Source organism: Streptomyces sp. NPDC051963 (assembly GCF_044593495.1).
Taxonomy (GTDB): domain Bacteria; phylum Actinomycetota; class Actinomycetes; order Streptomycetales; family Streptomycetaceae; genus Streptomyces.
In genome coordinates this window covers 427,455-448,330 of sequence record NZ_JBIUCC010000003.1, presented here as the reverse complement: position 1 = coordinate 448,330, position 20,876 = coordinate 427,455, and the positions used below count along the sequence as shown (strand labels likewise).

At 69.8% G+C, this 20,876-nt stretch carries 19 protein-coding genes and 1 tRNA gene; 14 read left to right on the top strand and 6 right to left on the bottom strand.

The window, feature by feature from the left end:
• Nucleotides 1-13: 13 nt before the first annotated feature.
• The 3 genes from ACIHFB_RS14285 to ACIHFB_RS14275 are packed head-to-tail and all read left to right on the top strand — an operon-like array spanning nucleotide 14 to nucleotide 2,270.
• Entirely contained in the window at nucleotides 14-817 is an 804-nt protein-coding gene (locus ACIHFB_RS14285; RefSeq protein ID WP_400126913.1) for an alpha/beta fold hydrolase, read from the top strand.
• Nucleotides 814-1,278, top strand: coding sequence for a heme-binding protein (locus ACIHFB_RS14280; protein WP_400126912.1), 465 nt, complete (start codon nucleotides 814-816; stop codon nucleotides 1,276-1,278). Before ACIHFB_RS14285 ends, ACIHFB_RS14280 begins: the two co-directional genes overlap by 4 nt.
• Before the next feature lie 5 nt (nucleotides 1,279-1,283).
• Nucleotides 1,284-2,270 carry a methionine synthase II (cobalamin-independent)-like protein gene (locus ACIHFB_RS14275; RefSeq protein WP_400126911.1) on the top strand — a complete coding sequence of 329 codons (987 nt, stop codon included), beginning with the start codon at nucleotides 1,284-1,286 and terminating at the stop codon, nucleotides 2,268-2,270.
• Nucleotides 2,271-2,349: 79 nt separating this feature from the next.
• Here ACIHFB_RS14275 and ACIHFB_RS14270 read toward each other — a convergent pair whose 3' ends face one another.
• The gene (locus tag ACIHFB_RS14270; RefSeq protein ID WP_365280490.1) at nucleotides 2,350-2,637 is read right to left on the bottom strand and encodes a putative quinol monooxygenase; all 288 of its coding nucleotides are present in this window, start codon (nucleotides 2,635-2,637) and stop codon (nucleotides 2,350-2,352) included.
• Between the two features lie 199 nt (nucleotides 2,638-2,836).
• Here ACIHFB_RS14270 and ACIHFB_RS14265 point away from each other — a divergent pair, with 199 nt between their 5' ends.
• Genes ACIHFB_RS14265 through ACIHFB_RS14245 form a run of 5 tightly spaced genes read left to right on the top strand, consistent with a single transcriptional unit; the run spans nucleotide 2,837 to nucleotide 9,199 of the window.
• Nucleotides 2,837-4,282, top strand: a complete 1,446-nt coding sequence (locus tag ACIHFB_RS14265; RefSeq protein WP_400126910.1) for an aldehyde dehydrogenase family protein — start codon at nucleotides 2,837-2,839, stop codon at nucleotides 4,280-4,282.
• A 29-nt stretch (nucleotides 4,283-4,311) separates the two neighbouring features.
• Nucleotides 4,312-5,526, top strand: coding sequence for an L-2-hydroxyglutarate oxidase (lhgO, locus tag ACIHFB_RS14260; protein ID WP_400126909.1), 1,215 nt, complete (start codon nucleotides 4,312-4,314; stop codon nucleotides 5,524-5,526).
• A gap of 28 nt (nucleotides 5,527-5,554) precedes the next feature.
• On the top strand, nucleotides 5,555-6,415 hold the full coding sequence (locus tag ACIHFB_RS14255) for an amidohydrolase family protein (protein WP_400126908.1): 861 nt from the start codon (nucleotides 5,555-5,557) through the stop codon (nucleotides 6,413-6,415).
• A gap of 1 nt (nucleotide 6,416) precedes the next feature.
• Nucleotides 6,417-8,123 (top strand): thiamine pyrophosphate-dependent enzyme, encoded by a 1,707-nt coding sequence (locus tag ACIHFB_RS14250; protein ID WP_365280479.1) that lies wholly within the window; start codon nucleotides 6,417-6,419, stop codon nucleotides 8,121-8,123.
• Nucleotides 8,124-8,143: 20 nt separating this feature from the next.
• Nucleotides 8,144-9,199: an Ldh family oxidoreductase gene (locus tag ACIHFB_RS14245; protein WP_400126907.1), complete on the top strand. Its 1,056-nt coding sequence runs from the start codon at nucleotides 8,144-8,146 to the stop codon at nucleotides 9,197-9,199.
• A 4-nt stretch (nucleotides 9,200-9,203) separates the two neighbouring features.
• On the opposite strand, the gene ACIHFB_RS14240 is transcribed toward ACIHFB_RS14245, so the two are convergent.
• Nucleotides 9,204-10,133: an alpha/beta hydrolase gene (locus tag ACIHFB_RS14240; protein ID WP_400126906.1), complete on the bottom strand. Its 930-nt coding sequence runs from the start codon at nucleotides 10,131-10,133 to the stop codon at nucleotides 9,204-9,206.
• A gap of 98 nt (nucleotides 10,134-10,231) precedes the next feature.
• The gene (locus tag ACIHFB_RS14235) at nucleotides 10,232-10,810 is read right to left on the bottom strand and encodes a helix-turn-helix domain-containing protein (RefSeq protein ID WP_365280470.1); all 579 of its coding nucleotides are present in this window, start codon (nucleotides 10,808-10,810) and stop codon (nucleotides 10,232-10,234) included.
• Nucleotides 10,811-10,997: 187 nt separating this feature from the next.
• Between ACIHFB_RS14235 and ACIHFB_RS14230 the strand changes: the two genes are divergently transcribed.
• The 3 genes from ACIHFB_RS14230 (at nucleotide 10,998) to ACIHFB_RS14220 (ending at nucleotide 13,809) form a co-directional block, all read left to right on the top strand.
• Nucleotides 10,998-12,434, top strand: coding sequence for an MFS transporter (locus ACIHFB_RS14230; protein ID WP_365280467.1), 1,437 nt, complete (start codon nucleotides 10,998-11,000; stop codon nucleotides 12,432-12,434).
• A 42-nt stretch (nucleotides 12,435-12,476) separates the two neighbouring features.
• Nucleotides 12,477-12,550, top strand: a tRNA-Pro gene (locus tag ACIHFB_RS14225).
• Nucleotides 12,551-12,753: 203 nt separating this feature from the next.
• Entirely contained in the window at nucleotides 12,754-13,809 is a 1,056-nt protein-coding gene (locus tag ACIHFB_RS14220; protein WP_365280465.1) for an LLM class flavin-dependent oxidoreductase, read from the top strand.
• A gap of 30 nt (nucleotides 13,810-13,839) precedes the next feature.
• Here ACIHFB_RS14220 and ACIHFB_RS14215 read toward each other — a convergent pair whose 3' ends face one another.
• The 3 genes from ACIHFB_RS14215 to ACIHFB_RS14205 form a co-directional block, all read right to left on the bottom strand.
• Nucleotides 13,840-15,036: a mandelate racemase/muconate lactonizing enzyme family protein gene (locus ACIHFB_RS14215; protein WP_365280462.1), complete on the bottom strand. Its 1,197-nt coding sequence runs from the start codon at nucleotides 15,034-15,036 to the stop codon at nucleotides 13,840-13,842.
• A 125-nt stretch (nucleotides 15,037-15,161) separates the two neighbouring features.
• Entirely contained in the window at nucleotides 15,162-16,094 is a 933-nt protein-coding gene (locus ACIHFB_RS14210; protein ID WP_365280460.1) for a LysR family transcriptional regulator, read from the bottom strand.
• Nucleotides 16,095-16,107: 13 nt separating this feature from the next.
• Complete coding sequence (locus ACIHFB_RS14205; protein WP_365280457.1) at nucleotides 16,108-17,343, bottom strand: ROK family transcriptional regulator; 1,236 nt, start codon at nucleotides 17,341-17,343, stop codon at nucleotides 16,108-16,110.
• A 194-nt stretch (nucleotides 17,344-17,537) separates the two neighbouring features.
• Between ACIHFB_RS14205 and ACIHFB_RS14200 the strand changes: the two genes are divergently transcribed.
• The 3 genes from ACIHFB_RS14200 to ACIHFB_RS14190 are packed head-to-tail and all read left to right on the top strand — an operon-like array spanning nucleotide 17,538 to nucleotide 20,805.
• The gene (locus ACIHFB_RS14200) at nucleotides 17,538-18,479 is read left to right on the top strand and encodes a sugar ABC transporter permease (RefSeq protein ID WP_365280454.1); all 942 of its coding nucleotides are present in this window, start codon (nucleotides 17,538-17,540) and stop codon (nucleotides 18,477-18,479) included.
• An 8-nt stretch (nucleotides 18,480-18,487) separates the two neighbouring features.
• Nucleotides 18,488-19,432, top strand: a complete 945-nt coding sequence (locus ACIHFB_RS14195; RefSeq protein WP_365280451.1) for a carbohydrate ABC transporter permease — start codon at nucleotides 18,488-18,490, stop codon at nucleotides 19,430-19,432.
• A gap of 29 nt (nucleotides 19,433-19,461) precedes the next feature.
• A complete protein-coding gene (locus ACIHFB_RS14190) occupies nucleotides 19,462-20,805 on the top strand; it encodes a sugar ABC transporter substrate-binding protein (protein ID WP_365280449.1) in 1,344 nt (447 codons plus the stop codon).
• Nucleotides 20,806-20,876: the final 71 nt, after the last annotated feature.

Genomic DNA, 20,876 nt, shown 5'->3' with positions numbered 1-20,876 from the left:
GGAGTTCACCCTCATGCCCTTTGCCGACTCCGACGGCACCTCCATCTACTACGAACGCCACGGCAGCGGTCCGGCCATCCTCCTCGTGCACGGCAGCGGCGGACATCACGCCGCCTGGTGGCAGCAAGTGGCCGCGCTGCGCGAGGAGTTCACCGTCATCACGCTGGACCTGCGCGGCTTCGGCAAGTCCGACACCCCTGCCCGTCCGCACTCCTCGAAGCCCGAGTTCGACAGCCAGGACTTCCCCGGCGACGTCGTGGCCGTCATCGAGGCCGAGGACCTCACCGACGTCATGCTGGTGGGCCAGTCCATCGGCTCCGTCGCCGCCCTGCGCGCCGGACTGCTCCGCCCCCAGCGGGTCTCGTCCGTCGTCCTCGGCCACTCCCTCGGCGGCATCAGCCACCCCGAGGTGAAGGAACTGGCCGCCGCCGACCGCGCGGAGGCCGTCAAACTCCCCGTCATCGACCGCCTGTTGACCAAGCGGTTCCAGCAGGAGCGCGCCGACCTCACCTTCCTCTTCCAGCAGATGGGCACCTTCAACGTCGCCAAGATGGCCGACCTGCGCAACCTCGACACCGACGGCCCCTCGCTGGAGGACATCCGGAAGTCGGGCGTCAAGGTCGCGTTCCTGGCGGGAGAGAAGGACGCGGTGCTCAGCGTCAAGACCGTGACCCGCGCCCACGAACTGCTGCCCGGCTCCCATCTGGAGATCGTCCCGGACGCCCCGCACTCCATGTACTGGGAGACGCCCGAGCCGTACAACGCGGCGGTCGCCCGGCTGCGCCGCACCCTCAGCACACCGAAGGAAGCCGTATGAAGCTCGATGCCGCCGAAGAGATCATCGATGCCGCCGTCAAGCGTGCCCGGTCCGTCGGCAAGGCGGTGAGCGTCGCGGTCGTGGACGCCGGCGGCTTCCCGGTCGCCATCCGCCGCTCGGACGGGGCCCGTCCGCTCACACCGGACATCGCGCGCGCCAAGGCCTACACCGCGGCCGTGATGCAGCGCCCCGGCAAGATGCTGAAGAAGTGGCAGGAGAGCCAGCCCGTCTTCTTCGCCCAGCTCTCCCAACTCCCCGGCGCGGCCCTGCCGATCATGGCCACCGAGGGCAGCGTCACGATCAAGAAGGACGGCGAGATCATCGGCGGTCTCGGCATCGCCGGCGGCACCGCTGACGAGGACCAGCAGATCGCCGACGACGTCCTTCAATCCCTGGGCTACGAGCTGGAGTTCGCCGCCTGGGGCGTCGCGGGCAAGCCGGCCACGTCCGGAGAGGACTGATCACCATGGCGGACACGTTCAACTACCGCATCGACCACCACGGCAGCCTGGTCCGGCCCGTCGGCCTGTCCCTCGACGACCCCGAGGCCGTGGAGACGGCCGTACGAGACGCGGTCGCATACCAGCGCAAGCTGCGCTCCACCGTCGTCACCGACGGGGACTTCCCCCGCGACGACTTCCGCAGCGCCGTACTCGACTCCGTATCCGGTTTCCGTCGCACCGACGCCTCCGTCGACGGCCTTCCGCGCTGGGTCGCCGAGGCCCTCCCCAAGGCGAGCGGCCCGCTGCTGGCCGACCGGGCCACCCTGCTCGCCCAACTCACCGTGATCGCCCCCAAGGTCGCCCTGCCGTCCCCGGCATACCTCGCGGCCACCACCTTCGAGCCGGGCCTCGGCCCCGCCTCGGCCCGCGAACTCGGCGAGGCCCTCGCGGAGATCGTCCACACGGAGATCGAGCTGCTGGTGTCCCAAGGCGTCCGCCTCATCCAGCTCAACAACCCGCTGCTCCTCGACCCGCCCGCCGACAGCCCGCTCTCCTTCGAGGACGCCCTGGCCGTCGAGGCGTTGGCGGTACGGCTGGACGAGCGCCCGGAAGGGGTACGCATCGGCGTCTGCCCGGGCTGGGCGGCGCCCGCCACCGTGGACCGCGCACGCGTGGAACGCCTGTACGCCGATGTCCCCGCCGACCGCTGGATCCTCCCGTACGACCAAGGAACCGACGCCGAACGCGACCTGCTCAAGGCGCTGCCCGAGGACCGAGACGTCTGCCTGGGCGTGGTGGACGCGACCGTCCCTGAACTGGAGGACATCGACACGGTGCTGGCGAGGATCGACGCGGCAACCGAGATCAAGGACATCGAGGACATGGCCGTATCCCCGTCGAGGGGCTTCGCGGACCAGGCGAACAGGCCCCTGCTCACATCCGAGGAGCAACGACAGAAGCTGATCTTGGTAGAGACAATCGCCCGCTACTGCTGGGGCAACGAGTTCTAAACCCACCCAGGGGCGCGGGGAACTGCGCGACCAGCCACAATGCACCCGCACCCGCCAACGCACACAAACCCCGCAGACGCTACAGCACCTCGCAAAACGTAACCGTACGTTCGACCAGCAGCGGCCGCACAGTCTCCACAACCAGCTCGACGAAGTAGCCCGCGGCAGCGTGTGCATCGAACCCGGCACGGTCGACGTACTGCTCGTACAGCACGAACCCTCCGGGCTCGCCCTCCTCGGCGTGAACCTCGTACACAAGGTTCCCCGCCTCGGCACGGGTGTGCTCGCGCATCTTCAGCAGCGCGGCACGCACCGTGCCCTCATCGGCGGGCGCGCAGCGGTAGTGGGCGACGACTGCATAGGGCATGGCGTGTCTCCTCGCTGGATCTCGGCCTGCCGATTCCAGCATGGATCACTCCACCGCCCACCCGCGCACGGCGCAATCAATGCCTGCCGCCGATGGACTGGTGGCCCCTTCCCACATGGTGTGTTCTCGCATCCGGCCCGCACGGCCACCCCCTGAACAACTCGCGGCCAGCGGACCGCGGACGAAGGAAGTGATCTTGATGCGTTCCCTGGAAACCCTCTCCGGCGGGGGCTGGGTGACGACCGGCGAGTGGATCGACGTCCATGACCCCTCCGATCTGCGCACCCCCGTCGCCCGCGTCCCCGCGCTGAGCGCCGCGGACGTCACCCGCGCCTACGATCACGCCGAGCAGGGCTTCACCGTCTGGAAGCGCACCAGCCCCTTCGAGCGGGCGCGGATCATGACCGAGGCGGCCCGGCTGCTGCGGGAGCGTGCCGGGGACATCGCCGTGGACGTCACCACCGAGATGGGCAAGACCCGTGCGGAGGCCACCGGCGAGGCGCTCAAGGCCGCCGACTTCCTGGAGTACTACGCGGGCATCGCACGGCAGGGCTACGGCACGCTCGTGCACGACGTACGCCCCGACACCCGCACCAGCCACCACCGTGAGCCGATCGGCGTGGTCCTCGCGATCACCCCGTGGAACGACCCGCTGATCACCCCGGCGCGGAAGCTGGCGCCGTGCCTCGCGGCGGGCAACGCGGCCCTGCTCAAGCCGGCCACCGACACCCCGCAGTCCGCCCTGCACTTCGCCCGCGCCCTGCATGACGCGGGCCTGCCCGCCGGGGTACTGAACGTGGTCACCGGCCGGGGTGCGGAGATCTCCGAGGCACTGATCACCGACCCGCGCCTCGCCGCGCTCACGTTCACCGGCAGCAACGAGGTCGGCGAGGCGCTGCGTGGCCGGCTCGCCGCCCGCAACGCCCGTTTCCAGGGCGAGCTGGGCGGCAAGAACGCCACCGTCGTCCTCGCGGACGCCGAGCTGTCCGCCGCCGCGAAGGCCGTCGCCGCGGCGGGCTTCGCGCAGGCCGGGCAGCGTTGCACCGCCACCAGCCGGGTGATCGTGGAGCGGTCGGTGTACGAGGAGTTCACGTCGCTGCTGCTGACGGAGGCCGCGGCCCTGCGGGTCGGCCCCGGTCTCGCCGCGGGTACGACGATGGGGCCGCTGGTCAGTGCCCGACAGCGGGACGGCGTCCTCTCCGACATCGAGCGCGCCGTCAAGCAGGGCGCGCGCGTGCTCATCGGCGGCGACCAGCCGCGTGACGAGGCGCTGAGCCACGGCTGCTACGTCAATCCGACCGTGCTCGGCGAGGTGACGGCCGAGATGGACATCTGGTACGAGGAGGTCTTCGGCCCGGTCGTCGCGCTGCTCGCCGTGGATTCCTTCGAGGAGGCCGTCGCGGCCGTCAACGACTCCGACTTCGGGCTCGCGGCCGCCGTGTTCACCCAGAACCTGGGTGCCGCGTACCGCTTCGCCGACGAGGCCGAGTGCGGGCAGATCGCGGTCAACACCACCACCTCCGGCTGGGACGTCCACCACCCCTTCGGCGGCTTCCGGGACTCCGGGTCGCCGTTCAAGGAGCAGGGCGAGGAGGCCCTTCGCTTCTACACGCGCGTGAAGACCGTCGCGATCCACTTCGGCTGACGGCCCGAAGCAAGGAAAGGAGGCCGCCGATGGCAGACGAGACGATCGGCATCGTCGGCGCCGGCATCGTGGGCCTGGCCACGGCTCGCGAGATCGCCCTGCGCCGCCCCGGCACCCGGGTCGTGGTGCTGGAGAAGGAGCGGCAGGTCGCCGTCCACCAGACCGGCCACAACTCCGGTGTGGTGCACGCCGGGATCTACTACACGCCGGGCAGCCTCAAGGCGCGGCTGTGCACCCGGGGCATGGGACTGATCCGTGAGTACTGCCAGGACCGGCACCTGCCCTACGACGAGTGCGGCAAGCTCGTCCTCGCGGTCGACGACGCCGAAGTCCCGCGTATGGAGGCGCTGTTCGCCAGGTCCCTGGAGAACAAGGTGCCCGGCGTGCGCCGTGTCTCCGCGAGCGAGATCCGCGAGATCGAACCGCACGCCATGGGCAGGGCGGCCGTCCACTCCCCGCGCACCGCCATCACCGACTACACCGCGATCGCGCAGTCCTTCGCGAAGGACATCGAGGAGGCCGGCGGCGAGGTACGGCTCGGCTTCCCCGTCACCCGGATCACCCGGCTCACCGGCGGCGGCATCGAGGTCGCCGCCGGCGACGAAACGCTCACCGTCGACCGGCTCGTCCTCTGCGCCGGACTCCACAGCGACCAGGTCGCCCGCCTCGCCGACGACGGCGACGAACCGCGGATCGTGCCCTTCCGCGGCGAGTACATGACGGTCTCCGCGGAGAAGGCGCACATGGTGCGCGGCCTCATCTACCCGGTGCCCGACCCGCGTTACCCCTTCCTGGGCGTGCACTTCACCCGTCGGGTCGGCGGCGAGGTCGAGGTCGGCCCCAACGCCGTCCTCGCCTTCGCCCGCGAGGGATACCGCCTCTCCACCATCGACCCGCGCGAGCTGCGCCGTATCGCCGCCTTCCCCGGCATGTGGCAACTGGCGAAACGGCACTGGCGCACCGGCATCAAGGAGATGCGCGGCTCGCTGTCGGTGAGGTCCTACATGAAGGACGCCATGGCGTACGTCCCCGGCATCCACGCCTTGGACGTCGTACGCGGCGGAGCCGGTGTACGGGCCCAGGCGCTGGGCCGGGACGGCTCGCTCGTGGACGACTTCGCCATCCACCGCATGGGCGCCGTCACCGCTGTCCGCAACGCCCCCTCGCCCGCGGCGACTTCGTCGATGGCGATCGCGGAGCACATCGTGGACGCCGCCTTCCGAACCACCTCCGAAGAACTCTGAACCACCTCAACGAAAGCGAGCTCACGGCATGTTCGTCGTCGACACCCAGATCCATATCTGGAAGGAAGAGACCCCGGACCGCCCCTGGGTCCCGGGCGCCCGCGAGCGGATCCGTCTGAACGGCCACCGCGAGGACCCCTTCTCCTACGAAGAGGCCCTGGAGCTCATGGACGAGGCCGGCGTCAACCGGGCCCTGATCCTGCCCCCGTCCTGGGAGGGCAACCGCATCGACTACGCCCTTGAGGCCTGCGAGGCCCACCCGGACCGCTTCGGCATCATGGCCCGCGTCCCGCAGGACGACGAGGCCGAGGGCACGGCCATGCTGAAGGACTTCGCCGAGAACCCGCACATCAAGGGCACCCGGCTCACCTTCCACCGTCCGCAGGACCGCAACTGGATGATCGACGGCACCAACGACTGGTACTGGCCGATCGCTGAGGAACTCTCCATTCCCACCATGGTCCACGCCCCGATCTGGAAGCGTGAGCTCGGCCAGATCGCCGCCGGGCACCCCGGCCTGAAGATCATCATCGACCATATGGGCATCATGGCCCGCTGTGTCGACGACGCGATCGGCTACTGGGTCCAGGAGACCGCCGACCTGCACGTCCACCCGAACATCTACGTCAAGGTCTCGGCGCTCCCGGGCTACTCCACGCAGCCCTTCCCGAACAAGAACATCGAGAAGTACGTGCGGGAGATGGTCGACAGGATGGGCCCGCAGCGCTGCTTCTACGGCACCGACATCACCCGCCTGCTCGGCCACGGCATCACCTACACCGACACCATCGAACAGTTCACCAAGCACTGGGACTTCACCCCCGAGGAGCTCGAGTGGATCATGGGCCGCGGTATCTCCGAGGTCCTGAACTGGCCGATCGAGGGCTGAGATGACCGACAACGACACGTCCTACGGCGACGGCGGCGATGCCTTCGTATCCGCCTTCAACGCCGTCGGCGCGGACTACGTCTTCTGCGCATCGGGGTCCGAATGGGCTCCGGTGTGGGAGTCCCTGGCGCGCCGTCACCGGGACGGCGCACCGGCGCCGGAGTACCTGGATCTGACCCACGAGACGGTGGCGGTCGGCATGGCCACCGGCTACGGTCTCGTCGAGCGCCGCCCCCAGGGTGTCGTGCTGCACGCGGCGCCGGGCCTGCTCCAGGGCTCCATGGCCGTCCACGGGGCGCTGCTCGCCGGTGTCCCGATGGTGGTCACGTCCTCCGAGTCCACCACCTACGGCGACGGGCCCGGCCCCGACCCGGGCGGCCAGTGGTACCGCAACCTGTCCGTCGTGGGCGGCCCGCACGGCGTGGCGCAGCCGTTCACCAAGTGGTCCACCGAGGCGGCGAGCGTGCACACGCTGCCCACGATGATCACGCGGGCGGCGGAACTGGCCTGGCGCGCCCCGGCCGGTCCGGCGTATCTGAACATCCCGCTGGAGATCCTCCTTGCGGAGTGGGACGGCCGCGAGGCCAAGGCGATCGTCCCGCCGGGCTCCACGCACAGCTCGCCCGAAGAGGTCGACGCCGTCGCCCGGATGATCCGCGAGGCCGTACGCCCCGTGATCGTCACCGAGACCGCGGGCCGCGAGAGGGGCGGCTTCGAGGCACTGGTCGCCTTCGCGGAGGCCTGGAGCATCCCGGTCGTCGAGCCCGAATCGGCGGTCTGCGGCAACTTCCCGCGCACCCATCCGCTGCACGCCGGCAGCGACATCGGCCCCTGGATCGACGAGGCGGACCTGATCCTCCTCGTCAACTGCCGGGCGCCCTTCTACCCGCCGTCGCGCCGCCCCGCCAAGGCGAGGATCGTCGTCATCGACGAGGTGCCGCAGCGCCCGCACGTCGTCTACCAAGTCCTGTTCGCGGACCGGTACTTGGAGGGCAACGTCACCAACACCCTGCGCCAGCTGGCCAAGCGGGCGAAGGGCCTCGACGAGGCGGCGGTGACGACGCGGTACGCGGAGCAGGCGCAGCACCATGCCGAGGAGCAGACCGCCGTCGCCGCCGCCGAAGCCAAGGCCGAGCAGGCCGAGGGCATCGATCCGGTACTCGTCGCCGCGACCCTGCGCACCCTGCTCGACGGCAACGACGCGATCGTCGTCGACGAGACCATCACCCACAGCCGGGTCCTCAAGCGGCACCTCCGGACCGACGCACCCGACTCGTACTTCTACGTACAGGGCGGTCTGGGCCAGGGCATCGCCGTCGCCCTCGGCGTCAAACTCGCCGCCCGGGAACGCCCGGTGGTGCTCACCATCGGCGACGGCGCCTTCGCGTACAACCCGGTCATCCCGTCGTACGACGCCTCCAAGACCTACGAACTCCCGTTGCTGATCGTGGTGTTCAACAACCGCGCCTACAAGTCCATGAACCTCAACCACCGCAGGTTCTATCCCGACGGGGCGGCCGCCGAGACCGGCGAGTGGCTCGGTACCGATCTGCACCGGCTGCCCCGACTGGACCGGTTCGCCGAGCCGTTCGGGATGCACACCGAGTGCGTCGACACGCCCGGGGCGCTGGCGCCCGCGCTGGAGCGTGCCCTCAAGGCCGTGACGGAGGGCACCACGGCCGTCGTCGACGTCCTCGTCACCCGATGAACCAGGAGGCATCCGCCACCATGTCCGACACCCCCAAGAAGGTCCTGGTACCCGCCGACGACCTGCGGACCTTCTCCGCCGCACTGCTTCAGCAGGGCGGCCTGAGCCCCGAGCACGCCCGCACCACCGCCGATGTGTTCGTGTGGGCCGCGCTGCGTGGCGTCGACTCCCATGGCATAGCGCGCGTCCCGGCGTACCTGGAGCTGCTGGCCAAGGGCGTGGCCAACGCCCGGGCCGAGATCACGGTCGAGTCCACCACCCCGGCCGCCGCCGTCCTGGACGCCGACCGCGCGCCCGGTCCGGTCGCGCTCAGCGCCGCCGCCGACGAAGCCGTCAAGCGGGCCAAGGCGACCGGCATCGCGTCGGTCGGCGTACGCCGTACCGTGCACACCGGAGCCATCGGCTACTACGTGTCGAGGATCGCCGAACAGGGCCTGGTAGGGCTCGGGTTCGTCGCCGGCATGCCCAACATGGGCTACACCGGCGTCAAGGGCGCCGCGGTGGCGACCAGCCCGCTCGCCATCGCCGTACCGGCACAGAGCCACGCCCCCCTTGTCCTCGACATGGCCACCGCCACGATCGCCCTCGGCAAGATCCGCCAGGCCAGGGCGAGCGGCACCGCGCTGCCCGAGGGCGCGGCCGCCACCGAGGACGGCACGCCCACCACCGACCCGGAGCAGGCCGTGATGCCGCTGCCGCTGGGCGGCGCCAAGGGCTCCGGCATGTCCCTCGCGTTCGAGCTGCTGACCAGCGTGCTGGTCGGCGCGCCGATCTTCTCCGCGTTCCATTCGGACGATCCGCAGGGCCGCGGGCACCGCCAGAACGCCCTTCTCATCGCCGTCGACCCGGCGGCGTTCGGAGACCCGTCCGCGTTCACCGCCGCCGTCGACACGACCCTGGGCACGCTCAAGTCCCTGCCGGTGACGGACGGGGCGGACGGGGTGTTCTACCCCGGTGAGCGGAGTGCGGCGGTGGCCGTGGAGCGGGGGGAGAAGGGGGTGCCGGTGACGCCGAAGGTGTGGCGCGAACTGACGGAGAGCGCGGCGAAGTTCGGCGTCGAGGTGCCGTCCGTCTGAGGTTTCAGATGCCGACGGCCTGGCGTATGTGACGGGCCATCAGGGAGTAGGTGTCCTTGGCCCGTCGGTCGTCCTGGTCGTCGTATCCGTGGTCGGCGCCCGGCACGTCGTGATGGCCGGCCAGGGCGCCCGCCGTACGCAGGCGGTCGGCGTAGGCCACGGCCTCGGACTTCAGGAGGTCGTACTCGGCCGTGACGATCAGCGCCGGGGCGATGCCCTTCAGGTCCGTGGTGTCCGACGGATGGGCTGGGGAGGCGAGCCGGTCGGTGCGCAGCCGCGGGTCCGGGACGTACGACGAGTTGAAGACGTCCGCCATCCACGGTCGTAGCATCGGCCGGTCGATCGCGGCCCGCTTGTTGCGTGCGCCGGTCGCCAGATCGAGCGGGGGATAGTGCAGGACCTGGAGGGCGATCGGGGGGTCGCCCTCCTCCAGCGCCTGGCGGGCCACCGCCGCCGCAAGCCCGCCGCCCGCGCTCTGCCCGCCCACGGTGAGCCGCCCGCCGTCCCAGCCCTGCTCGGCCCCGTGCCCCGCGACCCAGCGCGCGACCTCGAAGGCCTGGCGGGGCGGCGCGGGAAACGGGTGCTGCGGGGCGACGGCATAGTCCACGTTCACCACGGCCACGCCCGCCTCGGCGGCGAGGAAACGGCACAGCGGATCGTCGATCTCCGTCACCGCCATGACGAAGCCGCCGCCGTGGAAGTTGATGTGCACGGGAGGAGTCCGGTCGGCCGACGGCAGGTACACCACGGCGCGGGCCGGTCCGACCGAGGTGGGGATGGTCAACTCGCGGACCTTGCGGGGGTATTCGGGGAAGCGGGCGTGCCAGGCGGCGTCGGAGCCACGGCCGCCCGAGCGCCGGGCCGCCGCCCGGGTCGCGCGCTGCATGGTCTTGGCGACGAGTGCGGCCACCGCGGGCCGGGCCAGGAGGGACATGCGGCTCCGTTCGCATCGACTGAGGGGACCGGGCCCGACAGAGACGATTACTTGAGTAACGCAATCGTACGACAGGGTGGCCTGGTCGGGGGAGTGCTTCAGTCCCTGGCGCGCACACCGTCGAGCGCGACGGTCAGCACCCGGTCGCGCTGGGCCTCGTCGAGGAAGTTCGTCGCGGAGATGCCGGAGATCATCCGCAGCAGGTCGTCGAAGTCCAGGTCCTTGCGCGCCTCGCCCGCCTCCTGCGCCCGCGCGAACAGCGGGCCGCCCGCCGCGAACATCGACTCCCGGCAGGCCAGGAAGATGTCCGACTCGTCGTTGAGGGCCTCGCGGATGGCCCGCTTGGTGACCGTGTAGTCGACGAACCGCCGCAGCCACGAGGTGAGCGCCCCCCACGGCTCCTGGTCCGCCACCTCCTCGGCGGCCCGGCACAGCTCGTTCACCTCGGTCGCGTACACGCTCTCGAACAGATGGCGGCGGGTCGGGAAGTTCCGGTACAGCGTGCCGATGCCGACGCCCGCCCGCCGTGCGATGTCCTCCAGCGAGGCCTCCGCGCCGTGCTCGGCGAACGCCTCACGGGCGGCCGCCAGCAGTGCGTCGTAGTTGCGCGCGGCGTCCTTACGGTGCGGCCGGCGCGACGCGACGATCTCGCTGACGGGGTACGGCTGGGCCGTCACTGGTGCCTCCCGGGTGGGCGCGGTTGAAGCGGAGGGTGGCCTCCGCTAAAGTGGATGGATACCTCCACTTTAGCAGTGCGGGGTCCGTTCGCCGTGGACGCGTGACGTCACCGGCGCGAAGCCCCCACATGCCCGTCCGCGACCGACGCTGTCGGCCGCACCCTGCTCGAATTCGGAGAGGCTCTCCATGCCCCGCAACTCCACCCGTCTCACCTTCGCGGTCCTCGCGAGCGGAGCCGGTGTGTTCTCGATGCTCCAGTCGCTGATCGCGCCGGCCCTGCCGACCGTTCAGCACGCGCTCAACACCTCGCAGTCCACCGCGACCTGGGTGATGACGGCGTATCTGCTCTCTGCCTCGATCTTCACGCCGATCCTGGGCCGCGTCGGCGACCTGATCGGCAAGAAGCGCACACTCGTCGCCGTCCTCTTCGTCGTGGCGGTCGGCTGTCTGGTGGCCGCGCTCGCACCGACCATCGGCGTACTGATCGCCGCGCGAGTCATACAGGGCGTCGGCGGCGCGCTGTTCCCGCTCTCCTTCGGCATCATCCGGGACGAGTTCGCCGCCTCCCAGGTCAGCGGCAGCATCAGCAACCTGTCGGCCGTGATCGCCGCGGGCGGTGGCGTCGGTATCGTCGCGGCCGGACCGATCGTGTCCGCGCTCGACTACCGCTGGCTGTTCTGGATCCCCGTCGCGATCGTCGCCGTCACCACACTCATAGCCCTGCGCTATGTGCCCGAGTCGCCCAACCGGGCAGCGGGCAACGTCAATTGGCTCGGTGCCGGTCTGCTCTCGGCCTGGCTCGTTGCGCTGCTGCTGCCGCTCAGCCAGGCGAGCGTCTGGGGCTGGGGCTCGGCCCGGGTGATCGGCCTGTTCGCCGCCGCCGTCGTACTGTTCGCGCTGTGGTTGCTGACGGAGGCCCGCTCCCGCACGCCACTGATCGACCTGCGGGTGATGCGGCTGCCCGCCGTGTGGACCACCAACACCGCCGCGTTGCTGTTCGGCGCGGGCATGTACGCGATCTGGTCCTTCCTCCCCGGATTCGTACAGACCCCCAGCTCCGCCGGATACGGCTTCGGATCGAGCGTCACCGCCGCCGGACTGCTCATGCTGCCGATGCTCGTCGCGATGTTCTTCTCGGGTGTGCTGAGCGGCCGCCTGGAACCCGTCCTGGGCGCCAAGACACTCCTCACGACCGGTGCGGCGCTCGGCGCGCTCGCCTGTGGCTTCCTCGCCCTGTGGCATGACGAGCAGTGGCAAGTGGCCTTCGTGGCAGGCGTGTTCGGTCTCGGCATCGGACTGGCCTTCGCCTCCATGGCCAACCTGATCGTGGGCAGCGTCCCCGCCGACCAGACCGGCGCCGCGACCGGCATGAACGCCAACATCCGCACCATCGGCGGATCCATCGGCGCCGCGATCACCAGCGTCCTGGTCACCGGCCACCTCCAGCCGTCCGGCCTGCCCCACGAGTCCGGCTACACCCACGGTTTCGCCCTGCTGGCCGCACTCCTCCTGGCCGCGGCACTGGCGGCACTGCTGGTCCCCGCCCGGCGGGCCACGGCCCTGACCGCCCGCGCACGCGCCGCCTCCACGGACCCGGCAACAGAACCCGTCCGCGTGCGTTAGGGTTGACCTGCGTGTTCTCGCGGGTCACCGCGGGGCGCGCGCCGGGACGTGGCGCAGCTTGGTAGCGCACTTGACTGGGGGTCAAGGGGTCGCAGGTTCAAATCCTGTCGTCCCGACTGAAGACAGTCGCAGATCAGGGCCGGTTTCGGAGGCATCCGAAACCGGCCCTTGATCGTGATCGCGACGGCCGAGAGCCACTTCCCGCACCGGATCGACTTCTCGGACGCCGAGTTCGAACCGCGCGACTCCGCAACGGCCCTGCGCCGGTACCTGCCATGCTGAACGGGTTCGGTTCGATCCGCACACCTCGGAGGTTCTGATGCGTGCAGGTGTCGTCGTCGCCGCGCAGCCCGGTGTGGAGGAACTCGCCGTGCGGGCCGAGGAGTTGGGCCTGCACAGCTTCTGGATCAACGACACCCCGATGGTCCACGGCGACCCCTTCGTCGCCTTGGGCCTGTGTGCGAAGGCCACCAGCCGCATCAGGCTCGGCATCGGTGTAACCTCACCGGCGCTGCGCTCGGCCCCGGCCGCCGCGAACGGGCTCGCCAGCCTCAACGCCCTGGCACCGGGCCGGATCATCTGCGGAGTCGGCACCGGGAACACCGCCCGGCGCACCCTGGGCATGCGGCCGACCACGGCGGCCAGGTTGGAGAACTTCACCGTCGCACTCCAGGACCTGTGCGCCGGACGTTCGACCGAGTACCGCGAAGGCGACCGGGTCCGCGACATCCGGTTCCTGCACGCCGGGGCGCAGGTGAACACCGCCGACCCGATCGAGTTCGTCGTGGCCGCGCTGCTCGGACCGAAGGCCGCCTCCGTCGCCGGCCGCCGCGGCACCGGCCTCATCTCCTTCGGCCTGCTGGACCCCACCGCCTGGCGCGCACTGCACGACACCCGCCGCCACGCCGCCCAGGGCACACCCCGCGACCCCGACTCCTACGTGGTCACCTCGCTCCACCTGCTCGACGAGGACGAGGACCCCCACGGCGAGGCGGCCCGGGACGCGACGGGCCATCTCGTCCTGTCGCTGCTGGCCTTCGCCGCCGACACAGCCGCCGACACACACGCCTTCGCCGAGCAACTCGGCCCCGAGGAACGCGAGGCGGTGCGGCGGCTTCTCGACCGGCGTGGCACCACCGCCACCGCGCCGGACCGGCACACCAAGCTCTACCCCAACTACCTCGGACGCATCGCACCGCAGGACCGGGACCTGGTCCTGCCCTCGCTGATGAACACCCTGGCCCTGGTCGGCACCCGCGACGACCTCCTCGCCCGCATCACCACCCTGGAACAGGCCGGCGTCGACGAACTCCTCATCCAGCCGGTGATCGACCCGCCCACCGAGATGGCCCGGCTCGCGAAACTCCTTACCTGAGCCGACCCGAACGGATCGGTTGGGATCCCGCTATGCGGTGCGCAGCGCGCCGATGCCGCGGAGCTGCCAGTTGTGACGGGCCTTGGGGTCCACGGCGGTGGCGGCGCCCGGGGCCTGCGGGCGCTGGAGGTAGCCCTCGCGGACGACGCTGCGTTCGGTGTAGGCGTCCTGGGTCCACGGGATGAACTCGACGAGCGGCGGTGCCGCAGACAGGCCGACGCCGACGAGGTGCTGATGGAGTTGCATCATGTCGCCGGCGTGCGGTGCGACGCGCAGGCCACGGGCGGTGGCGAGCCCGGTCACCTGAAGCCATTCGGTCACGCCGCCGAGCCGGGTGGCGTCGGGCTGGACGACACGGATGGCGTCGTGGGTGATGAAGCCGTTGAACTGCTGGTAGCTGTAGATGCTTTCACCGGCGGCGATGTCCAGGCCGGTCGACCGTTGCAGGGCGGTATGGCCGTCGAGGTCGTCGGCGTGCAGCGGTTCCTCCACCCAGTCCATGCGGGTCTCCTCGAGAACGGGCATGATCCGGTTCGCGGTCGACAGGTCCCAGCGCTGGTTGGCGTCGCACATCAGGGTCACGTCGTCGCCGAGTGCCGCGCGCACCGCCCTGAGCCGGGCGGCGTCCTCCCGCCAGTCCGGCTTGCCCACCTTGACCTTCACCCGCCGCCAGCCCTGGTCGAGGAGAGCGGTCAGACCGCGGATGAGCTCGTCGACGGGGGCGTTGAGCCACCCGCCGTCGGTGTTGTACGCCTCGATGGGATCGGCGGTGCCGCCGAGGAGCCGCCACAGCGGGACGCCGGCGCGCTGTGCGGCGAGGTCCCAGAGCGCGATGTCGACCATGCCGAGCGCCATGTGCACGGGGCCGGCCCGGCCTATCCAGTGGGTGGGCAGCCAGTACAGGCGGTTCCAGGTGCCGAGGATGTCCTCGGAGGAGGCGTCGAGCAGGGTGGGGGCGTAGTAGTCGTCGATGACGGAACACAGCAGTTCGGAACCGGTGTGGACACCGGAGATGCCGGTGCCGATCAGGCCGTCACGGGTGCGGATCTCGACGACGGGGACTGTCCAGTGGTCCATGGCCACGGTGGCATCCGCGATGGTCCGCGCGAGTGGCACGGCGAGCGCGTACGTCTCCACCGAGACGATGTCGGCGCCTGCGTCGCCGTGGATCAGGTCGCTGAGACCGGGCGACAGCACACCGAGTATCTGCGGAGCATCGTCGGGCATGGGGTGTTCTTCTCCTTCGCTGTGGGGCGGAACGGCCTGCGGCGAGTTCATTGCAGCCAGCACCCTTGTCGCCGGGCAATAGTGGATCGCGGATGGCGGCCATCCGTGATCCGAGGGACGCCCGGCTATGCGCTCGGCGGGACCGGCATCGTGCCCGCCGGCAGCGGTGCCGCCACGACCAGGTCGATGAACGCCTTGGAGGCGCGGGGGAGCGGCCGTTCGCCGTGCCACCAGACACCGACGTCGCGATGGCGGTGCAGGTCGCGGATCGGACGGTGCTCGAGCCCGTCCTGTCGGACCATCGACGCGGCCAGCAGGTTGACGACGCCGACACCGAGCCCGGCGCGGACCATGGCCGCGAGCGTGGCGGGCTGTTGTGAGACCTGCCCCATCGGTACCTCCACGTAGCTGGCGTGCAGTGCGGCCTCGGCCTCGTAACCGAGGTAGGAGTCGAGCAGGGGGTTTCCGATGGTGATGATCCGGGAGCCGGTGAGCTGTTCCAGCGCGACCGTCTTCTCGGCCAGCAGAGGATGGCCGGTGGGGAGGAGGACGACGAACGGTTCGCGCCACAGCGGGAGACAGGTGAGGGCGCGGTCCACGGGTTCGGGGCGCAACGGCCGTAGTGCGACGGTGACACGGCGGTCGGTCAGCGCGGTCTCGATGGACTGGACGTCGCCGTCGAAAATGCCGACCTCCAGTCCCGGATGGTCCGTTCGCAGGTGCCGTACGACGGTCGGCAGGAAGGCGTCGCTCGCGCTGGCGAAGCTGGCGACCTTGAGCAGGCCGGTCAGCTGGTCCTGACCGTGACGGTGGGCGGTGAGGTCGTCCACCGCGGCGAGCACGGCCCGCGCCTTGGGCAGCAGGGCGCGCCCGTCCTCGGTGAGGGCGAGCGGCCGGACCCGGCGCTCGATCAGTGTGCAGCCGAGCGCCCGCTCCAGGTTCGCCACATGCGCGGAGACACGCGGCTGGGAGAGGGGTATGGCTTCGGCGGCTCTGGCGAAGCTGCCGGTGTCGACGACGTCGAGCCAGGTCTTCAGCCAGACCAGCTCTATGCCCATGGTGATCTCCGAATCAGGACTGTGCGGCCAGCTTCCCCTTGACCAACGCCTGGATCGCCGAGGCCGCGGAGCCGCGCGCCCAGTCCTCGAAGGTGTGGGATTTCGCGACGATGGTGCAGGCGCCGGCCGAGCCGAAGACGTGCGCTTCGAAGGCCTCGCGCAGCCGCAGGTCGAAGAGGTCGTAGTTGGCGACGGACTCGCCGGCCACCAGGATGCTGCTCGGGCCGACCAGGTTCGCCACGGTGGCCAGCGCGAGTCCCAGCACGGATCCGGCGCGCTCGAATGCGCCACGGGCCACTTCGTCGCCGCCGCGCGCCAGTGCGACGGCCTCCCGCATGGTGAGCAGCGGATCCTGCCGGGCGGTGCGGATGGCGTGGACGATGGCGCTCGTCGAGGCGACCGTCTCGACGCAGCCGTGCCGCCCGCAGGTGCACAGCAGGTCGCTCGGGCCGAGCGGCAGATGGCCGATCTCGCCGGCCACCCCGTGATCGCCCGTGACGATGTCGCCGTTGACGTACAGTCCGCAGCCGATTCCGGCGCCGATGGTCAGGATGGCGAACGAGTTCGCGTCGACGCCGATGCCGAACCACTCCTCGGCGACGGACAGTGCCCGGACGTCGTTGTCGACCAGGACAGGCAGATCCCGGCGTTCGCGGACGAGGTCACGCAGAGGTACGTCCGTCCAGTTGAGCCTCGGTGAGTTGCGGACGATCCCCAGCTCGCTGTCGACCTCGCCGGACACCGCGACACCGGCGCCGAGCACCCGCTCGGCGTCGGGGCCGAGTTCCGCGAGGAGCAGGTCGATCACGGTGGCCACGCTGTCGGCGACCGCCGCCGGAACCGTGCTGGGGAGCGGACGGTGGATCGAGTGCCGTACGTCGGCGCGGAGCGTGGTGACCACGCCGAAGATCGCGTCGACGCGGACCGTGATGCCGATCGCAAGGGCCGCCTCCTCGTGCACGCTCAGCGGCTGCACCGGACGACCGGGTGCCGACGAACGGCGGTGGTCGTGGGCGGAGATCAGACCGTGTTCGGCGAGGCGGGCGACCGCCTTGGTCACGGCGGTCTGGGACAGTCCGGCCCGCCGGGCGACCTCGATGCGCGGGATCGGGCCGCGCTTGAGGATCTCGGTCAGGACCGTCGTCACGGCGGGGGCCGTGGGCAGCCGGCCCCACTTGAGGGCCGGGGGGACGGTGGCGTCGTCGCCGGTCGTCGCGTCGTTGTCGCGGGCTGCTGGCACATCGCTCATGGTTCATCCCCGGTGTCCGCTACGGCAACGTCCTGCCCCGGACACCTTAGTTTCGTTTGCCAAGTAATACAACGGATTACTTCCAGCATCGAGCAACACAATTACTGGACAGGGGAATGTATTGAACCTATGGTCGCCACACGTCGGTGAGCCGCCGACGTGCTGCCCAGGGGTGGCTGCTCAAGGGAGAGTTCATGGCAACGACGCTGAGAACCCGGCCGGGAGGGCGTGAACGTGCCATCCGGCGTGGACAGTTGCGCAACCCGACGCACCGCAACGACTGGCGGCCGGCCCTGCTGCTGATAGCGCCGGCCGTACTGGGCTTCGCGGTGTTCGCGGTCTATCCGACGCTGCGGGGCGTCTACCTCAGCTTCACGGACTTCAAGATCCTCAGCCCGCCGGTCTGGACCGGACTGGACAACATCAGGACGCTGATCGGCGACGAGAAGTTCTGGCACTCGCTGCGGGTGACCCTGTACTTCGTCGTCCTCTCCGTCGGGGTCGGCCTCACGGTCTCGCTGCTCACCGCGGTCGTACTGCACCGGCTGACCGGATCGACGGTGGTCCGCGGGCTGGTCATCCTGCCGTTCCTCATCTCCGGAGTGGTCGCGGGGCTGGTGTGGCAGTGGATGCTCGACCCGCAGCTCGGGATCATCAACGTCCTCATCGAGAAGTTCGGGGCCGAACCGATCCAGTTCCTCGGCTCGCCGGGCTGGGCGATCCCGTCGCTGGCGCTGATCAGCGTGTGGAAGTCGATGGGCTACAGCACCATCCTCATCGTCGCGGGCCTTCAGACCATCCCGGACGACGTCTACGAAGCGGGCCGCCTCGACGGCGCCAGTGAGATCCAGATGTTCTGGCGGCTGACCCTGCCGCTGCTGCGACCGATCATGGCGATGGTCGTCGTCCTCAGCGTCATCAGCTCGTTCCAGGTCTTCGACATCGTCCAGGTCACCACCCAGGGCGGACCGGCGGACGCGACGAACGTGCTTCAGATGTACATCTACGACAAGGCGTTCGGCCAGTTCGACTTCGGCTACGCGGCCACGATGTCGCTCGCCCTCTTCGCGATGCTCATCGCCATCACCTTCATCCAGCTGCGCCTGCTGCGCGCCAACGAATCCGACACGAAGTGAGGCCGGCCATGACCACCACCGCCGTCATCGCTCCGGAAGGCCGGACCTCGAAGGGCGCCGTCGTGCCCCGGCGCAGTCGGCGCCTGCCGGTGGGCCGGGCCGTGGCCTGGGCCTACATCATCGGATTCCTGCTGGTCACGATCTTTCCGTTCTACTGGATCCTGCGCACCTCGCTGTCGGACAACTACGCGCTGAGCACTGATCCGACGTCCATGCTGCCGCCCGGCTTCTCGTTCAACGCCTTCGAGCGCGTCTTCGGCATGACCGGCCAGGCCGAGGCGATCGCGCAGGGCGGATCGGGCGCCTCCCTCGACATCCCGCTCTTCCTGCGCAACTCGGTGATCTACGCGGGCCTGCTCACGGTCGCCGTCGTCACCTGCTCCGCGTTCGCCGCCTACGCCTTCGCGCGACTCCAGTGGCGGGGCCGCAACGTCGTGTTCTCCATCCTGCTCTCCGGGCTGATGGTGCCGGGCATTCTGATGCTGCTGCCCAACTTCGTGCTGATCAACGACCTCGGTCTGATCAACACCTTCGCCGGACTCGTCCTGCCCGGCGCGCTGTTCTCCGCCTTCAACATCTTCTTCCTCCGCCAGTTCATGCTCGGGCTGAGCACCGAGGTGGAGGAGGCCGCGCTCATCGACGGCGCCGGTCCACTGAAGATCATGTTCCGGATCACCTTCCCGATGACGTCGGGCCCAATCGTCACGCTGTCCATCCTGACGTTCATCGGGGCCTGGAACGACTACTTCTGGCCCCTGCTCGTCGCCAACGACCCGCAGGTCAGGCCCCTCACGCTGGCGCTCGGCGTCTTCCAGCAGGCGAACCCGGAGGAGCATCCCGACTTCGCCGGTCTGATGGCCGCGACGCTCGTCGCGGCGGTCCCCATGCTGCTGCTCTTCGTCGCTTTCGGTAAGCGGATCGTCAACTCCATCGGCTTCAGCGGGATCAAGTGACCCCGTCCGACACCCACAAGAGGCAACCCATGCAAACCAGAAGGATCGCCGCCACCGCCGCCGGCGTCGCCGCCCTGCTCACCCTCACCGCCTGCGGCGGGGGAAACGGCAGCACCGAGGGTGCGGGAGCCACCGTCGACTGGTGGACCTGGTCCCCCGACCAGGCCGCCGCGTACAGCAAGTGCATACCGGGGTTCGAGAAGGCGAACCCGGGCAGCAAGGTCAAGATCACGAACTACAACGTGAACGACTACTTCACCAAACTGACCGCCGGTTTCGTCGCCAAGGACGCACCCGACGCCTTCCAGAACAGCGTGACGTACTTCCAGTCCTATGCGAGCCAGGGCCAGATCCTCGCCCTGGACGACCTGATCAAGGAGAACGACTACGACCTCGGCGTCTTCGCCGACGGTGTCGACCTGTGGAAGTTCACCGACGGCAAGCAGTACGCACTGCCGCTGGACTGGGCCGCCAGCGCCCTCTACTTCAACCAGGACATGGTGAAGGAAGCAGGGCTGAAGGCGGAGGACCTCCAGAACCTCACCTGGAACCCGGAGGACGGCGGCACCTTTCTGAAGGTCGTCAAGCGGCTCACCGTCGACAGCAAGGGCGTCCGCGGTGACGAGCCGGGCTTCGACAAGACGAAGATCAAGGTCTACGGCATCGGATCGGTGGCCTCCGACGACAACATCGGCCAGACGACATGGGGCCCCTTCGCCGGCAGCACGGGCTTCGAACTCACCGACAAGCCCAACTGGCCCACCCGGTTCAACTACGGCGACCAGCGGTTCATCGACACGATGGACTTCATGCGCGGCCTGGTCGACGACGGCTACGCCCCCAAGCTCGACGAGTTCACCACCGGCAACGCGGACCAGATCGGATCCGGCTCGGTCGCCATGGTCATGGGCGGATCCTGGGACGCGCCCCCGCTGGCGAAGCTGCCCGGCGTGAACGTCGGCACCGCACCCGTGGTGTCCTCGCCCGACGGTACGCGTTCCGTGCTCAGCAACATGAACGGGAACAACATCTGGGCCGGCACCGACAACCCCGAGCAGACCTGGAAGTGGGTCTCCTACATGGGTTCCGAGGAGTGCCAGACGGCGGCCGCCGTCTCCAACGGCTCCTTCTTCCCGTCGATCAGCGCATCGATGAAGAAGCTCGTCGACTCCACCGCCAAGGACGGCCCCGACCTGTCCGTCTTCGGCAAGTACCAGTCCGACGGCGAACTCTTCCCGGCCCCGGCCTACAACAACGGCTCCGCGATGGAGGCCGAGATCAGGCCGCAGTTCGAGGCGTACTTCCTGCACCAGAAGAACGACAGTCTCTGGCCGACGCTGCAGAAGCAGACGAAGACGATCATCGCCGAGTGACTCCGGCACCGTCCCGACGTCCGGCCGGCGGGCACCGCCCCCGTCCGGCCGGCGTCACGTCACGACCGACG

Excerpts from the sequence above, each read along its gene's own strand:
- ACIHFB_RS14285 (WP_400126913.1), top strand. The coding sequence starts at position 14 with ATGCCCTTTGCCGACTCCGACGGCACCTCCATCTACTACGAACGCCAC.
- ACIHFB_RS14280 (WP_400126912.1), top strand. The coding sequence starts at position 814 with ATGAAGCTCGATGCCGCCGAAGAGATCATCGATGCCGCCGTCAAGCGT.
- ACIHFB_RS14275 (WP_400126911.1), top strand. The coding sequence starts at position 1,284 with ATGGCGGACACGTTCAACTACCGCATCGACCACCACGGCAGCCTGGTC.
- ACIHFB_RS14270 (WP_365280490.1), bottom strand. The coding sequence starts at position 2,637 with ATGCCCTATGCAGTCGTCGCCCACTACCGCTGCGCGCCCGCCGATGAG.
- ACIHFB_RS14265 (WP_400126910.1), top strand. The coding sequence starts at position 2,837 with ATGCGTTCCCTGGAAACCCTCTCCGGCGGGGGCTGGGTGACGACCGGC.
- lhgO (WP_400126909.1), top strand. The coding sequence starts at position 4,312 with ATGGCAGACGAGACGATCGGCATCGTCGGCGCCGGCATCGTGGGCCTG.
- ACIHFB_RS14255 (WP_400126908.1), top strand. The coding sequence starts at position 5,555 with ATGTTCGTCGTCGACACCCAGATCCATATCTGGAAGGAAGAGACCCCG.
- ACIHFB_RS14250 (WP_365280479.1), top strand. The coding sequence starts at position 6,417 with ATGACCGACAACGACACGTCCTACGGCGACGGCGGCGATGCCTTCGTA.
- ACIHFB_RS14245 (WP_400126907.1), top strand. The coding sequence starts at position 8,144 with ATGTCCGACACCCCCAAGAAGGTCCTGGTACCCGCCGACGACCTGCGG.
- ACIHFB_RS14240 (WP_400126906.1), bottom strand. The coding sequence starts at position 10,133 with ATGTCCCTCCTGGCCCGGCCCGCGGTGGCCGCACTCGTCGCCAAGACC.
- ACIHFB_RS14230 (WP_365280467.1), top strand. The coding sequence starts at position 10,998 with ATGCCCCGCAACTCCACCCGTCTCACCTTCGCGGTCCTCGCGAGCGGA.
- ACIHFB_RS14220 (WP_365280465.1), top strand. The coding sequence starts at position 12,754 with ATGCGTGCAGGTGTCGTCGTCGCCGCGCAGCCCGGTGTGGAGGAACTC.
- ACIHFB_RS14215 (WP_365280462.1), bottom strand. The coding sequence starts at position 15,036 with ATGCCCGACGATGCTCCGCAGATACTCGGTGTGCTGTCGCCCGGTCTC.
- ACIHFB_RS14210 (WP_365280460.1), bottom strand. The coding sequence starts at position 16,094 with ATGGGCATAGAGCTGGTCTGGCTGAAGACCTGGCTCGACGTCGTCGAC.
- ACIHFB_RS14205 (WP_365280457.1), bottom strand. The coding sequence starts at position 17,343 with ATGAGCGATGTGCCAGCAGCCCGCGACAACGACGCGACGACCGGCGAC.
- ACIHFB_RS14200 (WP_365280454.1), top strand. The coding sequence starts at position 17,538 with ATGGCAACGACGCTGAGAACCCGGCCGGGAGGGCGTGAACGTGCCATC.
- ACIHFB_RS14195 (WP_365280451.1), top strand. The coding sequence starts at position 18,488 with ATGACCACCACCGCCGTCATCGCTCCGGAAGGCCGGACCTCGAAGGGC.
- ACIHFB_RS14190 (WP_365280449.1), top strand. The coding sequence starts at position 19,462 with ATGCAAACCAGAAGGATCGCCGCCACCGCCGCCGGCGTCGCCGCCCTG.